Here is a 14,593-nt window from a genome sequence, read left to right on the forward strand (position 1 = left end):
CCGCCTGCATGCGCGAAAGACGGAACGTGAACGGAGCCGGGGGGTCGTGCGGAGGGTTCTCCTACACTATCATGGAGTGTTTGGCACGGGTCGCCTGGCGCATAGGCGGCCCTCCCTGATCTCAAGACGGAGCCTTCCATGCTGTTCGCCATTATCTGCACCGACAAACCCGGCCTGTTTGAAATCCGTTCCGCCACACGCGGACAACATCTGGCTTATCTGAAAACCTATGCCTCACAGATTCAGTTCGCCGGCCCGATGATGGGTGCTGACGGCAAACCAGGCGGAAGCATGCTGCTTATCGATGTGCCTGACCGGGCCACGGCCGAAGGATTTGCCGAAAGCGATCCTTACGCGAAGGTCGGTCTGTTCGAAAGCGTCGTGATTCGCCCGCTGCGCACCGTATTCCGTGACGGAACTCTGGCCGAATGAGCCGTTCCGCCGCACGTTGCTACTGGCTGGTCAAATCCGAACCCGATGCTTTCTCCTGGGACGAACAGGTTGCCAATGATGTCGAGCCCTGGACCGGGGTGCGGAATCATCAGGCAAAAAAGAATCTTGCCGCCATGAAAGAAGGCGATCTGGCCTTCTTTTACCATTCCAACCAGGGGCGGGAGATCGTCGGCGTGGTCGAGATCGCACGCGAGGCCTATCCTGACCCGACGGCGGAAAACGGCTCATGGGTCTGCGTTGACGTGAAAGCCGTCGGGCCGATGCCGCGTCCGGTGACACTGGCTGAGATCAAAGCCGAGTCCACGCTTGCTGATCTCGCTCTCGTACGCCAGTCCCGGCTATCTGTCGTTCCGGTCTCATCCGAGCACTGGAAACAGCTCTGCCAGATGGGCGGCTGGCAGTCCTGAGCCATCGGTCTGAACCAGGTGATGTGTTCTGCGAAGCGTCACAGAAAGAGTTTCTGCATCTGTATTCTGTACTGAATGGCACGGTGCAGACTGCGTCCTGAGCAGCTTCGCAACAACCGGCAGAGAGGTCCACGTGACGGAAGATTTCATTGGGGTGGCCGACATCCGCGAGGTCGCCGGACGCGCCATGATTCATTTTGGCACGCGGCCGCCCCGCACGACAAAGCCGCCGGCCGCCGAATGTCTGGTGCTGGCTGACGGCCTTCGCCGCCCGCGGCCCGATCCGGCATTTCTTTATGGCGACTGTTCCGCGGAGTCTCTTGATTATTTTCGCGGCCAGGACGTCATGCCGCATATTTATGTTTACGGTTTGCATGATGTCACGGTGATCGGTCCCTGGTTTCAGACCGGCGCGTTGCTTGTTCAGAACGGCATCCGACTGAAATGCGGCGATATCGCGCTTAATCCTGAAGATGAGGCGTCCGTCGCACGCTTCAGTGAAGATAGTGCTGAGCGGGAAGCCGGAAACCGTGTCGTCCGCGCTGTCGATGATCCGGTCGTTCTGCTGGCTACGAATGGTCACCAGATCTATGGCCACTGGATGGTGGACTTCCTGCCCAAATTCCATCTTCTTGCCCTTGCCGGGATCAGCCTGAAGGACGTGCGGATTCTTCTCCCGACGAATATGGGAGCGTTCGGGCGGGATTTATTGCGGGTCATGGGTCTCGGTGATGAACAGATTCTGCGCCACGATCCCGATAAAGAAGTCCTTCAGTGCAGGACGCTGATCGTCCCGACAGCGATGCGACTGTCCGGCCGCTGTCACCCGATGTATGCGGACGCTGTTGCAACCATCAACGAGATGATCGACCAGACAGGGCTGGTGCCCCCCTCTTCTCTGCGGCGCGTGTACATTACACGAGGCGCGCAGTTTGGTCGGAAGCTCTACGGGCTTGAGCAGGCCGAAGACATCGCACGCGAACAGAATTTCACCGTCTTACGACCTGAATTGCTGTCCATTCCTGAGCAGGTCTCCCTGTTTCGGGGGGCACGCGAAGTCGTCGGCTCTTATGGTTCGGCTCTTCATTCTTCGATCTTCAGCCGGCCGGGCCTGCGGGTCGCCGCCATTCATGCGCAGCCACCCGTGGCATTCGACGCCCTGCAATCGGGCATTGGCGAGCGCCTCGGTCAGATCACAGGTTATATATTCGGCACGTCCATTCCGGACGACCCCTCAGGCGTCGGATTCGAAGCAGAGTCTTTCCGCGCCTGCCTCACCGGGCAGTTCAGTCATCCCAATCTTCGCAGAGAGACAATACAGTCCGATACTGCGGAGCTTCCGAATATCGCTTCCGGTCGACCGGCCATGCAAAGCTCCGTTTCGGTCTGGTCGACCGAGCCCACACCGGAACGCGAAGCCGCGCGGGGCGTCAGTGGCGTTGTTGACGGAAAGAACTGGTTCCAGACAAAGCTGGAAGACAGGCCCTGGTGGCAGGTTGATCTTGGCAGTCCGTTCAGATTGCGTGAAATCCGGGTCTTCAACCGGATGGGCACGACCGAGGTGATGGCGCGCGTTGCGGCGCTGAGCATTGCGGTCTCGCTGGACGGCAATTCATGGCGCATTCTCATGACGCCGGCGGATCACGGCGTGTTTGGCGGTAATGACGGGAATGCGCTCTGCTGGCAGGCAGATAATTTCCGGGATCCGAAGACTGATCGCAAAGGCCGGACTGCTGTGGCGGCGCGTTGGGTGCGCGTATTTCTTGAAAGCCGGGACTGCCTGAGTCTGGAACAGGTCGAAGTCTATGGCGTGCCGGTTAGCGACGACACATCATCTGCGCCCCGGTTGGAGGGACCGCTTTCCGGGTTGTTGCCTGACGATGCTTTCTGAACTCTGATCCCGACCTGCAGGAGAGGCCGGGCTCTGCCCGCACCCGGAAGGGACCGCAGGCCCCTTCACCCCGATCTGTTGACCAATAAAGCGGATTCCAAAGGCCTGCGACCTTTGGCGGGGTACGGGGCGGAGCCCCGGGGCTCTCTTTCCGTGTATCAGCCTCAATGCTGGCTGGTATTATACCAGAGGGTCTGTTCTTTGACCGGTGTAAGGTTTGATGGGTGTGGGGCTGGCAGGGCTTTGCCCTGAAACCCACCAAAGGCCTCAGACCTTTGGAAAGGCTATGTTGTTGTTACGTGTTGATCTTTGATTTTTCAAAGGGTTAGCAGAATCCGGGCTCTGCCCGAACCCGGCAGGGACCGCAGGCCCCTGCACCCCGATTGATTAATAATAAAATGGTTCCCAAAGGTCTGTGACCTTTGGTGGGTTTCAGGGCAAAGCCCTGAGAAGAAGCCAACACTTAATGACAACAGAGCCTTTGGCAACCACTTTTAATTAGTCAACAGATCGGGGCGCAGAGCCCGGATGCTCCCGGCCACAGGTCAATCTTCATAACCGCCGGTACTATGAAACAACCCTTACGCCGGATGTACCGGCTCCTTTGTTGCTCCGGCTTTTGGCGCATGGGTCTCGATGTCGTGAAAACGGGAGTAGTCGACGGAAATTCCGCCACCCGGATGGCTATGAACGATATCGACGAAGCGATGATTATTCATGACACGATCAAATGCGTAGGATGTCCGGGAGAATACGGTCTGACCCATCGCCTCGTCTGTGCCGGTCACGGTCACGATGATCTCACCTTCTTCCGCATCCAGTTCCCGGATCGTGTGCTTATGCAGCGGACTGGCTTCGGTGATGACATGCGCCAGAACGAAGGCGAAGCGCAGCACCGGCACATGCGCCTGCACAAGTAACAGCGGTTCGAACTGCCGTTCGAGATGTCCGTCATGCGTCACTGTCAGCCGCGAGAGCGCGACCTCCACGTCCAGTGACAGGATCACACTCCGACGGCAGTTCGCGATGCGGATACACAGTGCAGGCACACCGTTTTCATCCGAGATCACGGCTTTATTGCTGAAGATGATTCGTGCCCGCGGCCGGGCGATCCTGGCAAAGACCGCGCCCGTGGCAAGGGCGTTGATCATCATGCCCATCAGCACTTCCAGCGAGACGATCGTGTTCGCCACCGGGCCTGACGGCGCCATGACGCCATACCCCACGGTAGAGAGTGTCTGCACGCTGAAAAAGAACAGATCGGGCAGGGACGGCGGATGTGGCGCTGAAACCTGATCGGGGACCATTGCGTAGAGCAGCGCAAAGAACAGATTGACCGCAATGTAGAAAACGACCGCCCACAGGGTGAAACTGAACCAGTTGGCGGTCAGAGCATGATGATAAAGATCTGACCACAGGGCATCTTTCAGGCCGACCCGGACGACATCACTGTGATCTTTTTCGTCCAGCGCATGCTTTCTGAACCGGCGCACTGCCTCCTTTGTGCTGATCGACCGGGCTTTCTTTCCCTTTCTGTCGTCAGCGCCGAGCTTTTCATCTTCCGGCTCTGCCGGTTCCGCAGGATTGTCGTCCGGCTCATCTGTCTGTCCCCATGTCTTTCCATGGGCTGATGCCTGCTGCGTATTCAGACGCCGCCAGATCCGTTTCACCGCATCCTCTCCCGTCGCTCTGCAGAACCTCTCCGGACGGGCCTGCTTTTAGTCGTCCTTCCAATAAGCGGCGGATAAAATGACGACCACGGGTCGTTTATGCATGGAACACCCGCGTTTGTTCAGGTTAACAGGCAGGATTCAACACATCGTGTCTTTTCCCTGCCTGCTGACACGCAGCTTTTTTCTTTTGGAGCACGCCAGCCGTGAAAACCCAGTCCCGATCAGTCGCGCTCCGAGGCCGTGTCGTCACATTTCGCGCCAGTCCTTTCGATGTTTCTCCCTCCGACAGCCTTGTGATCGAAGAAGACGGGCTGGTTCTGATCGCGGACGGAAAAATCAGCGCGGTCGGTCCGGCCACAACCCTGCGTGATACGCTGCCTGCCGATACCGACATCGTTGACTATGGTGACTCGCTGATTTCAGCCGGTTTCATCGACACGCACGTCCATTATCCGCAGCTTCCCGTCATTGCCTCCTGGGGCGAGCAGCTTCTGGAATGGCTGGAGCGTTACGTTTTTCCGGCTGAGGCCGCGTTCGCGGACCCGGTAGTCGCAAAAGACACCGCGAAGCGCTTCATGACTGAGCTTCTGCGCTCCGGCACCACCACCGCTGCGGTTTACTGCACGGTTCACGCCCATTCTGTGGATGCCTTTCTTGCCGAATCAGATCGGATCGGCACGCGAATGATTGCGGGCAAGGTGCTGATGGACCGGAACGCACCTGATAATCTGCGTGACACCGTCAAAGAGGGTTATGACGATTCGGTACGGCTGATCGGGCGCTGGCACGGCAAGGGCCGCCAGCTTTATGCTGTGACACCGCGCTTTGCGATCACCAGCACACCGGAACAGCTTGAGGCCGCCGGTGATCTGCTCCGTCATCATCCTGGCGTTTTCATGCAGACCCACCTTGCCGAAAACACTGACGAAATCGAGGCCGTTCGTCACCTTTACCCTGAACGCTCATCTTATCTCGATGTTTACGACCATGCCGGTCTCGTCGGGCCACGCAGTATTTTTGGTCATGCCATTCATGTTGGCGAGACCGAATTCTGCCGCTGTCATGAAAGCGGTGCTGCTCTGGCACATTGCCCGACATCGAATCTCTTTCTCGGAAGCGGTGCTTTTCGCCTGTTCGATGCGCTGAATCCGCGTCGCCCGGTGCGGGTGGGTCTGGGAACGGATGTCGGTGCGGGCACATCGCTCTCTCAGCTCCGCACCATGGGCGAGGCCTACAAGGTTGCGCTGATGACCGGCCACCGCCTGCATGCGGCCCAGGCTCTCTGGCTCGCCACTGCCGGAGCGGCGCATTCCCTGCATCTCGACGATACGATCGGGACAATCGCACCGGGTTTCGAGGCAGATCTCTGTATTCTCGATCCCCGCGCGACCCCGCTTCTGGCGTATCGCACGGAACGCTGCGAGAGCCTGGAGGAGCTGCTCTTTGTACTGATGACCCTGGGAGATGAGCGTTGCGTGCGGGCTACCTGGGCGAACGGCGCACGCGTGTATGACCGTGATGGCGACATGTTTGCCTGATAGCATTTCCGGCTGAAAACCGGAGAAAACGGAGTGTCATAAAACCGACATAACACTGTCACCCAAGCTTAACCCCGTTCGGCGTCGTAACAGCTTAACAGGCTGTCATCCAACCGCGCCGGACAGAGGTCGATGCCTGTAAAAACCCGTTTTCTACTTCTTTCTGTCACCATGCTGACGAGCATCCCTCTCTTCAGTGTGTCTCCTGCGAGCGCTTCCACCACTGACGCGGAAGTTGTTGAACTTCGTCGTGAAATGGCTGAGATGCGTCATGAAATGACCATGATGCGCACGGAGCTGCATAAACAGCCGCATCAGAAGGTCGTCGGGGGACGCCATGCCGTCACATCGGCCACGCCTGTCGAGCCGAACTACAGCGGCAGGCCGGATGCCGGCATTCAGTTCGGACAGCCTACACGGACCGCGACGTATCATGCTTCCGGTGACGGACGTCCCGTCTCGGATCGTGGCATCGTCAGCTCATGGCAGGATTTCCAGCATTCCTCCAGAGACAGCGAGGAAGTTCATGTCGGCGGCATGCGGATCGGCTTCCCCAACGGTCGCCCGACGATCCAGTCCGAAGACGGCAAATATGCCTTTTCGATCGGTCTCGCCTTCCATGAGGATTTCGGCGGGTTTATCGGTGTCGCGCCACGGGGTAGTGAACAGAAGGGGAAATTCAATTCCTTCACTTCCAATGCCCGTCGCCTGCGTGTGCCGCTGACGTGGCGCTACAAAAACTGGGTTGCAAACGTCACACCTGACTTTGCGGGCAGCAACAATGACGGTGTGGTCGGGCTCTATGAAGCCAACCTCAACTATGCCGGTCTGAAAAACACGATTCTGACGGTCGGCTATTTCCAGCCGCGCGTGACGGAAGAAGACTCCGAGAGTTCCAACGACTTCGAAATGATGGAACGTCCGGGTATCACCGATATCGCACGCAGCATCGCCGCTGGCGACGCCAGGTTCTCAATCGGCGGCCTGCACTACGAAAAACGCTGGTGGGTTGCTGCTTACTTCACCGGGCAGCAGTTCGGTGGCCGGAACGCCAGCGGCTATTACGGTGGTGACGGCAATGTCGGTGACAGCCAGACCGGCGCAACATTCCGGGCCGCAGGGCGTCCGGTCGCGACCAAAAACTGGGATCTGCATCTCGGTGTATCAGCTTTGTCAGCTATCAGGCCAAGTGACGGCACAGGTGGTCGCACGTTCAAGCTGAGCCAGCGTCCGGAAGTTAATCTCGGAGAGGACAGCCTGCTCTCTACAGGCACCATTACAAACGTCGCGAATGTGTGGGCAGCGGGGCCGGAAGCCGGTCTTCGCTGGAGAAACCTGCTGCTTAAGGGCGAATACTACCACATTGGTGTTGATCGCTCCCGTCAGAACGGCGGCGCCTCCATGCCGTCGCTCGGCTTCCAGGGCTGGTATGCTGCTGCGAACTACACCCTGTTCGGCAAAGCCCGTGCCTATAACATCAAAGAGGGCGCGTTTTCCGCACCTGGCGTGCCTGAGTCCGAGGAATTCAACCCGGCAACAGGGCACTGGGGAGCGCTTGAAGTGTCCGGGCGTTACAGCGTCTCAGATCTTAACAGTCATCCTGACAGCCCGAATGGTCTTCGTGGTGGCCAGCAGACAGTCTGGTCCGGCGGTCTGAACTGGTATCCGAACCGGCATTTCCGCGTAATGGTGGACTTCAACCACTTCATTGTCAGCCGCAACAGCAACGATGGCTCTGTCGATATCTTCGGAAGAAACGGAAACTCTCTTGCTGCCCGCGTCCAGGCAACATTCTGAGGAAACAGGTTACTACTTACTTCGGAAGTTGATTTTCGGGAAATTTAAGCGACGAAATTTCCCGAAACAGACCAGACAGCGCTCCGGGGCACCGCGAGCGCTGTTTTCCGTCAGGCTACAGCCTGCATCGTTCCCCTGTCCGACATCTCGCCAACATTCCGCAGAGCGGCAGTGAGTGCTTTCTGGTCCCGCAACGCCTGGCGGAGCATGCAGACAACGCCCGGCACGCAGTTACCGCACTTTGCCCGGCACTTCTTAGCAGCATAAACTTCCTGCGGGCGCGTCGCCCCTGCGTCGACCGCAGCGTGAATATCTTTATCCGTCAAACCGTTACAGGAGCAGATGAACATCCGAACGCCTCTTGCCTACTCAGGACGCGCCAAAGAACCATAAATGCGAACGCTTCGCAATACTATTCTCAACACGATGCTGTCAGGTGACAGAAGGCAACCCTCGGAATTCTGTCCTCAGAGCCACGAAAGCGGCAGATTTGCATCCGGTTTTTTCTGATAGTGAGTGGATTGAAAGAAGGTCTGCGACCTTGCATGTGAGATCTCAGAGCATGGAAGCGCGCCCACAGGCACTGAGTTAAAGCCGACAGTGAAGTGGACTCTGGCTGAACCCGAAAGGAGTCGCGGCCCCCTTCACTCCTGTCTGTTTTGGACAAATAAGCGGGTTTGCAAAGGCTCTGTTGTCATTAAGTGTTGGCTTCTTCCCAGGGCTTTGCCCTGGAACCCGTCAAAGGTCGCAGCCCTTTGGAAACCATTTTATTATTCATCAATCAGGGTGCAGGGGCCGTCGTGCGCAGCACGCCTTCGCGTGACGGTCCCTGCCGGGTTCGGGCAGAGCCTGGATTCTGCTAACCATTTGAAAAATCACAGATCAACACTTAATGACAACAGAGCCTTTCCAAAGGTCTGCGACCTTTGGCGCGTTCCAGGGCAAAGCCCTGAGAAGGTGCCGGCACCTGACACGCGAACAGAGCTTTTACAAAGGCGCGCCTTCGCCGGAAAACGGAGCAAAACCCCGCTTTGGGCTACGTCACAGCGGTTTAACTCAATGCCTGGGTTGCACTGCACTGCCCTGATCGTTCTGTGAACATCTGAATGCGTGACTACTGCCTCACTGTTATCCACAGGCGTCACATGCGGTCCTGGCAGCTCGTCGGCAGCCACATTTTTTCAGAAAAAACGACGCATCCCGTCCACCGGGCAGCGTCGCCAGTTCAGGCAATGGTCAGAGCAGAATCCTGATCATTGCGAAAATGCTTCAGTCTTAGAACGACTGGTCATCGCCGCCACCGCCCCAGTCGTCACCGCCGCCGCCCCAGTCACCACCTGAGCCACCGCCGGCGTCGAAGCCCGGATCAACTGCCGTGCCCTGACCTGCGAACGGGTCCGACGACGCGGACGGATCGGTGCCGTAATTGTTGTTGATAATAGTTTCGCCTGGCGCACCCGTGCCCCAGCCGCCAGCGTCGGCTCCACCGTGATGGCCACTGAAGAGATCGGTCAGTGCATTGGCCGCCATCATGCCGCCCGCGACGCCGGCCGCTGTAGTGAGCGCTGAGCCAAGGAAACCAGTGCCGCGCTGCTGAAACATGCCGGGCTGGAAGCCAGGAGGCATTGGCTGCATCTGTGGCGGCTGTGCGTAGCCCTGCTGTCCGCCCCAGCCCGGAGGGGGGGCGTTCTGGGGGCGCTGCTGCTGACCACCACCAAAAAGGCCGCCGAGAAAGCCGCCACCGGCAGGTTTCTGCTGCGACTGCTGCTGGAGCGCCTGCTGGGCCTGCTGAAGCTGGAACTGAAGTTCACGGATGCGGTTCTGCGCCTCAACCAGACCAGCTTCCTGGACCACGGCCATCTGGGTGATCCGATAACGGGCTTCCGGGTATTTCTGGAAGTTTTCGGCGATGAACTGGTCTGCCTGCGGGTCGACTGGCGGCAGAGACGGGCTTGTGGCTGGCACGCTGCCGAAACCGGACTGAGGCGCGCCGCCAACCCGGGCGATGAATTTGGCGATCAGATCGCGTTCTTCGTTGGTCATCCTGCTTAACCCCTCAAGGCCGTGAAAAATCAGCTCACATCATAGTGTGGGGACAAGTGATGCAAATCGCAAGGCTGCCCCATATTGCCCGGCTATCGCCGGGACAGGCCTATTTTCTGTCGTGTCCGTAGAGAACGGTGATCTGCGCGGAGGCCAGGTGATGCTGGTTCAGCATGAAACCGATCATAGCGGGTGTTGCTTCCGCCGGGACATCGAGTTTCGGCACATCAAGAGCTGTCACCGTCAGGATGTAACGGTGTACGCGTCCGGGTGGCGGAGCTGCGCCACCGTAACCGGGGACGCCGAAATCGGTGCGGAGTTGCAGGGCGCCCTCGGGGAGGCCGCCTTTACCCGATCCGGCGCCTTCAGGCAGGGCAGTTATGCCTGCCGGGATGTTGATGACGACCCAGTGCCACCAGCCGGAGCCGGTCGGGGCATCGGGGTCATAGAGCGTGACGACGAAGCTCTTTGTCCCGGCGGGTGCGTCTTTCCACGCCAGAGGAGGAGACAGATTGCCGCCTGTCTCGCCCATACCGGAATAAACCTGCGCCTGCGGCATGGTCGCGCCATTGACGAAGGCTGTGCTGGTCAGGGTGAACGCCATGGCACTCTGTTCCTTTCTCTTTCGTGGAAGTGCGCTCCTGCGTGAAACGCGGTCCGTACTTACCAGTTCAGGCTGATGAGCCAGAATTCCTCGGAGGTGAGGGTGACGCCATCATTTGATGGCGATTCGGCGGCAGCGCTGGCCAGAGCGGCGATGCGCTCGACCATGATCATCTTGCGCTGGTGCGCTTCTGAAGATTCACTGGCTGATTTCAGCACGTCAAGCGAGGTTTTGGCTGCTTTTGCGACGCGCGCGGCGTCGAGCAGGGCATAGGACATAGAGTTTCCTTTTTTACGATCCGGAATAGTCCGTCTGCCGGAGAAAATGGCCCTGTGCGCCGGGAGGTTCAACCCCGGAAAGGGAATTGCGGGTCGGCGTGCCTGGCTGGGAAAAGGGTTGCCTCGAGAGCTGTTGTGAGGTGTGCTTCCCCTGAACTGGTATGTTTTTCTGGCGAAATACCCGAGATGGGCTTCCTGATGGGAAATTGTATGAAACAGGAGCCGCTGCCTGTGATTTGAGACCAGGGCTTTTTTGTCACCGGGCATTGAAAGGACTGGGCAACATGGTGAAAGGTGAGGGGATGAAACTGCTCTGCCTGTTTGCGTGGATCAGGTTACCGGATTCTCTGTGGGTATCGCATAAACGGACATTATGAAAATCATAATATCGAAATCCATCTGATGATCACTTATCAAAAAAAATTATTCATGTATTAATACAAGAAATATTGATTCTGTATTGTTGCATGGGAGAAGTTGCAATGTCTTTTTGCGTCGTGGGGGCCGGCTTCAGCGGAGCCATTATCGCTCGTCATCTCGCTGAACGCGGGCACAAAGTGACGCTTCTGGATGAGCGTCCGCATCTTGGTGGCAACTGTCACACTGAACGTGATGCGGAAACCGGCGTGATGGTACACCGCTATGGCCCTCACATTTTTCACACTGCTGATCAGCACGCCTGGGACTACGTCAGACGCTTCGGAACATTTCAGCCCTATGTCAATCGCGTCAAGGCCATCTCAGGCGGGCGCGTCTACACACTCCCGGTCAATCTGCTCACTATCAACCAGTTTTTCGGTACCACCATGGGGCCGAAAGAAGCCCGGGCCTTCATCGATTCAAAAGCTGATAAATCCATCACTGACCCCCGCTCCTTTGAGGAACAGGCGCTCAGCATGATCGGTCCGGAACTCTATCGTGCCTTCTTCTATGGCTACACGCGCAAGCAGTGGGGGCTGGAGCCGACGGAACTTCCCGCTTCTATCCTCAAGCGTCTGCCTTTGCGTTTCAATTACGATGACAATTATTTTAGCCATCCGTACCAGGGGATGCCGGAGGAAGGCTACACCTCTGTCATCCGGAAAATTCTGGACGTAGATGGTATTGATCTCCGTCTGTCCTGCCCCTTCGAGAGTGTTGAAGAGAAGTTCACACATACTTTTTATACAGGCCCGATCGATCGCTACTTCAGGTTCAGGCTCGGCCGACTTGGCTACAGGACACTCGACTTCGAGCGGTTCACTGACGATGGAGACCATCAGGGAACAGCAGTCATCAACTACTGTGACGAGCAGATTCCGTTCACCCGCATATCCGAACATAAGCATTTCGCGCCATGGGAACAGGACAGGTTCTCAAAGACGGTCTGTTTCCGTGAATACAGCCGTCTGGCAGGTGAAAATGACATACCTTATTATCCGATCCGTCTTGTGAGCGAAAAACGTATGCTCGACAGCTATATTGCACTTGCACGCGAACAGAAGGGTGTTTCCTTTCTTGGGCGCCTGGGCACCTATCGGTATCTTGACATGGACGTGACCATCAGCGAGGCGCTGGCGGCCTGCAATAAAATCGACAGTGCTCTCCAGGCTTCCATACCGGAATTGCCGTCTTTCTTTGTCGATCCGGGCTGAACGTTTCACCCGCAGCCTGGGTGGGCGAAAATCATCCAGCTCTGCTGATTCGGATTTCGGGATCTGTCTGAAAATTTCCTGAAGTCCGGCACCGGGCTGTTTCGATATAAAATTACTTTGGTATGAGGTGGTGATGATCAACGTATTTGTCCAGTTGAGTTACGGTTATGGTGCTAGGAACTGGAATGAAAAATTTCGCAATGGAAAAATTCTTGGAACTAACGAACCCTATGCTTATGGATATTACCGTGGAGCATCTGATAATATCAAAGTTACATATTCAGAAGACATCGCTAAAGAAAATTTATTTGAAAAATCAGTCCGGTACATAGCAAGACTTATTTTGGGCTTCGATTTTATACAGGTATGGCGAAACCGAAAACAGATCACATCCGGAACTGATGTGGTTTGGACCTATAACGAATCCCAGACTCTGGGTGTCATGCTGCTAAAGAAACTGTTGCATCTGAACCGGATCAAAGTCATCGGGCAAAGCGTATGGCTGATTGACAAATGGCCCCATAACAGGCTTCGGCAAAAATTTTATCGGTGGTTGCTGAAGGATGTTGATGTACTGACGTTCAACAGCAAGATTAACTCAGACATCGCACGGAGGATGTTTCCGGGTAATCGCGTGGAATTCACAAAATTTGGAATCCGCTGTGACGAAATGGTCCCCTATGTCGCAAAAGATGTCGGAAATATCATTGCTGTAGGCAATGACCGCAGTCGGGACTGGACGACACTGGCCGGTTGCGCATCCCAAATGATGAATACAAAATTTCTTCTGGCGACACAGAATGCATCCGCGATTGCGATCGCGAGCAAACACGTGAATATGGAAATCGCCGGACTCAAAACAAATGATGATATGGCTGCTTTTTACGCGAAAGCTATTCTTATCATTGTGCCTTTAAAGCGAAATAACTACGTGAGCGGCCTGACGGTCGTAGAAGAAGCCGGCGTGATGGGAGTGCCCTGTATTGTGACAGATACCGGAGGTCTCAGAGATTATTTCGCGGATGATATGGTTTATTTTGTTCCGCCGGATGATCCTGAAGCTTTGACCAAAGCTGTACAGGATCTCCTGCAGGACAAAGAAAGACGTGGAAAAATGGTAAAGAATATGCAGGACTATATGCGTAGCTCTCTGAATAGTGAGACTTACGTTGACGAATATGTTAGAATTACTCATCAACTTGTGTAATTTTCCGTAATTGCAATGCTGATGTTTCCTGGCGGAAAGGCTGGTGCATAAGCCGGTTTCGCCAGAGGTCTCTGCGTCAAAGCCATGCGAGGAATCGCGACAACAGCGCTTCGGGACCGTTTGCGAATTATAAGGCCGGGGCAGATTAATCTCCGGGCCTGCAGATATGCTTTGAAACCGTCCTGAAGTCAGCCTTCTTTGATTGGAAGCATAATAATACCAGCGGCTGTGAAGATTGACCTGTGGATGAGAGTATCCGGGCTCAAGCCCGGACCCGGAAGGGATCGCAGGCCCCTGCGCCCCGATCTGTTCAATAAAATGGGTTTCAAAGGCTCTGTTGTCGTTAAGTGTTGGCTTCTTCCCAGGGCTTTGCCCTGGAACCCACCAAAGGTCACAGACCTTTGGAAACCATTTTATTATTCATCAATAGGGGTGCAGGGGCCGTCGTGCGCAGCACGCCTTCGCGTGACGGTCCCTGCCGGGTTCGGGCAGAGCCCGGATTCTTCTAACCATTTGAAAAATCACAGATTAACACGCAACGACAACAGAGCCTTTACAAAAGCAAGCCTTTGCCGGGTTCCAGGGCAGAGCACTGTCAGTCCTGCACCTCCCGGCCTCACACAGGTCAAAGGCCAGACCCTCGGAATCTGACGCATTGTAGTTTGTGGCGACGCCGGGGCAGTTTCAGCAGCCTCTATGGCATTGAAGTTCATTTCATACGATTTTCTGTGCCAGTCACGAGGAAAAGAACCATCAATATTCTGGAAAACACTCACCATCAAACGATGCGACTAAACATCTAATTTATAATCGATGATACTCCGGAGGCATGGTCTGTTTTATTAATCCGTGTATCCTGTGCAGATATCAAACGAGCGTAAAACAATCTGGGGTTGCAATCCGTGAGCAAAACAATACTGATCACCTTCGCCGGACGCGAAAGCAGGATGGAGCTTTTAAGAGCCTGAATCAGAAAGCGGTTTGATTGATTTTTCGCAGAACTCTGCGGATATGGGCAATCATCAACCATGCGCAGGATGACGAGATTGTTGTCTCGACATCCTTCGT

12 protein-coding genes and 1 pseudogene are annotated in these 14,593 nt (G+C 56.0%); 7 read left to right on the top strand and 6 right to left on the bottom strand.

Going from position 1 to position 14,593, the window contains the following annotated elements; all coding sequences use genetic code 11:
* Nucleotides 1-138 precede the first annotated feature (138 nt).
* The 3 genes from GOB85_RS09140 to GOB85_RS09150 all read left to right on the top strand — a co-directional run bounded on the left by GOB85_RS09140 (nucleotide 139) and on the right by GOB85_RS09150 (nucleotide 2,751).
* A complete protein-coding gene (locus tag GOB85_RS09140) occupies nucleotides 139-432 on the top strand; it encodes a YciI family protein (protein WP_173577199.1) in 294 nt (97 codons plus the stop codon).
* Nucleotides 429-860 carry an EVE domain-containing protein gene (locus tag GOB85_RS09145; protein ID WP_173577198.1) on the top strand — a complete coding sequence of 144 codons (432 nt, stop codon included), beginning with the start codon at nucleotides 429-431 and terminating at the stop codon, nucleotides 858-860. Before GOB85_RS09140 ends, GOB85_RS09145 begins: the two co-directional genes overlap by 4 nt.
* A 133-nt stretch (nucleotides 861-993) precedes the next feature.
* Nucleotides 994-2,751 carry a glycosyltransferase 61 family protein gene (locus GOB85_RS09150; RefSeq protein WP_173577197.1) on the top strand — a complete coding sequence of 586 codons (1,758 nt, stop codon included), beginning with the start codon at nucleotides 994-996 and terminating at the stop codon, nucleotides 2,749-2,751.
* A gap of 581 nt (nucleotides 2,752-3,332) precedes the next feature.
* Here the strand turns inward: GOB85_RS09150 and GOB85_RS09155 are convergent.
* Nucleotides 3,333-4,262 carry an ion channel gene (locus GOB85_RS09155; protein WP_338421695.1) on the bottom strand — a complete coding sequence of 310 codons (930 nt, stop codon included), beginning with the start codon at nucleotides 4,260-4,262 and terminating at the stop codon, nucleotides 3,333-3,335.
* Between the two features lie 365 nt (nucleotides 4,263-4,627).
* Between GOB85_RS09155 and guaD the strand changes: the two genes are divergently transcribed.
* Nucleotides 4,628-5,962, top strand: a complete 1,335-nt coding sequence (guaD, locus tag GOB85_RS09160) for a guanine deaminase (protein ID WP_173577196.1) — start codon at nucleotides 4,628-4,630, stop codon at nucleotides 5,960-5,962.
* A 132-nt stretch (nucleotides 5,963-6,094) separates the two neighbouring features.
* Nucleotides 6,095-7,759, top strand: coding sequence for an OprO/OprP family phosphate-selective porin (locus tag GOB85_RS09165; protein WP_173577195.1), 1,665 nt, complete (start codon nucleotides 6,095-6,097; stop codon nucleotides 7,757-7,759).
* Nucleotides 7,760-7,869: 110 nt separating this feature from the next.
* On the opposite strand, the gene GOB85_RS09170 is transcribed toward GOB85_RS09165, so the two are convergent.
* The 4 genes from GOB85_RS09170 to GOB85_RS09185 all read right to left on the bottom strand — a co-directional run bounded on the left by GOB85_RS09170 (nucleotide 7,870) and on the right by GOB85_RS09185 (nucleotide 10,684).
* Nucleotides 7,870-8,109: a (2Fe-2S)-binding protein gene (locus GOB85_RS09170; RefSeq protein ID WP_173577194.1), complete on the bottom strand. Its 240-nt coding sequence runs from the start codon at nucleotides 8,107-8,109 to the stop codon at nucleotides 7,870-7,872.
* A gap of 925 nt (nucleotides 8,110-9,034) precedes the next feature.
* Nucleotides 9,035-9,802 (bottom strand): DUF2076 domain-containing protein, encoded by a 768-nt coding sequence (locus tag GOB85_RS09175; protein WP_173577193.1) that lies wholly within the window; start codon nucleotides 9,800-9,802, stop codon nucleotides 9,035-9,037.
* Nucleotides 9,803-9,911: 109 nt separating this feature from the next.
* The gene (locus GOB85_RS09180) at nucleotides 9,912-10,406 is read right to left on the bottom strand and encodes a kinase inhibitor (protein WP_173577192.1); all 495 of its coding nucleotides are present in this window, start codon (nucleotides 10,404-10,406) and stop codon (nucleotides 9,912-9,914) included.
* Nucleotides 10,407-10,465: 59 nt separating this feature from the next.
* On the bottom strand, nucleotides 10,466-10,684 hold the full coding sequence (locus GOB85_RS09185) for a hypothetical protein (RefSeq protein WP_173577191.1): 219 nt from the start codon (nucleotides 10,682-10,684) through the stop codon (nucleotides 10,466-10,468).
* Between the two features lie 482 nt (nucleotides 10,685-11,166).
* On the opposite strand from GOB85_RS09185, the gene glf reads away from it, so the two are divergent.
* A complete protein-coding gene (gene glf / locus GOB85_RS09190; protein WP_173577190.1) occupies nucleotides 11,167-12,318 on the top strand; it encodes a UDP-galactopyranose mutase in 1,152 nt (383 codons plus the stop codon).
* A 133-nt stretch (nucleotides 12,319-12,451) separates the two neighbouring features.
* On the top strand, nucleotides 12,452-13,525 hold the full coding sequence (locus tag GOB85_RS09195) for a glycosyltransferase (RefSeq protein ID WP_173577189.1): 1,074 nt from the start codon (nucleotides 12,452-12,454) through the stop codon (nucleotides 13,523-13,525).
* Nucleotides 13,526-14,494: 969 nt separating this feature from the next.
* Here GOB85_RS09195 and GOB85_RS09200 read toward each other — a convergent pair.
* Nucleotides 14,495-14,593, bottom strand: a pseudogene (locus tag GOB85_RS09200) (IS5/IS1182 family transposase); the annotation flags it as partial.

This window comes from Acetobacter fallax (assembly GCF_011516735.1).
Taxonomy (GTDB): domain Bacteria; phylum Pseudomonadota; class Alphaproteobacteria; order Acetobacterales; family Acetobacteraceae; genus Acetobacter; species Acetobacter fallax.

Bases quoted from the DNA above. Each gene is read 5' to 3' on its own strand.
- GOB85_RS09175 (WP_173577193.1), bottom strand. From the start codon at position 9,802: ATGACCAACGAAGAACGCGATCTGATCGCCAAATTCATCGCCCGGGTT.
- GOB85_RS09180 (WP_173577192.1), bottom strand. From the start codon at position 10,406: ATGGCGTTCACCCTGACCAGCACAGCCTTCGTCAATGGCGCGACCATG.
- GOB85_RS09140 (WP_173577199.1), top strand. From the start codon at position 139: ATGCTGTTCGCCATTATCTGCACCGACAAACCCGGCCTGTTTGAAATC.
- GOB85_RS09185 (WP_173577191.1), bottom strand. From the start codon at position 10,684: ATGTCCTATGCCCTGCTCGACGCCGCGCGCGTCGCAAAAGCAGCCAAA.
- GOB85_RS09195 (WP_173577189.1), top strand. From the start codon at position 12,452: ATGATCAACGTATTTGTCCAGTTGAGTTACGGTTATGGTGCTAGGAAC.
- GOB85_RS09170 (WP_173577194.1), bottom strand. From the start codon at position 8,109: ATGTTCATCTGCTCCTGTAACGGTTTGACGGATAAAGATATTCACGCT.
- GOB85_RS09165 (WP_173577195.1), top strand. From the start codon at position 6,095: ATGCCTGTAAAAACCCGTTTTCTACTTCTTTCTGTCACCATGCTGACG.
- glf (WP_173577190.1), top strand. From the start codon at position 11,167: ATGTCTTTTTGCGTCGTGGGGGCCGGCTTCAGCGGAGCCATTATCGCT.
- GOB85_RS09145 (WP_173577198.1), top strand. From the start codon at position 429: ATGAGCCGTTCCGCCGCACGTTGCTACTGGCTGGTCAAATCCGAACCC.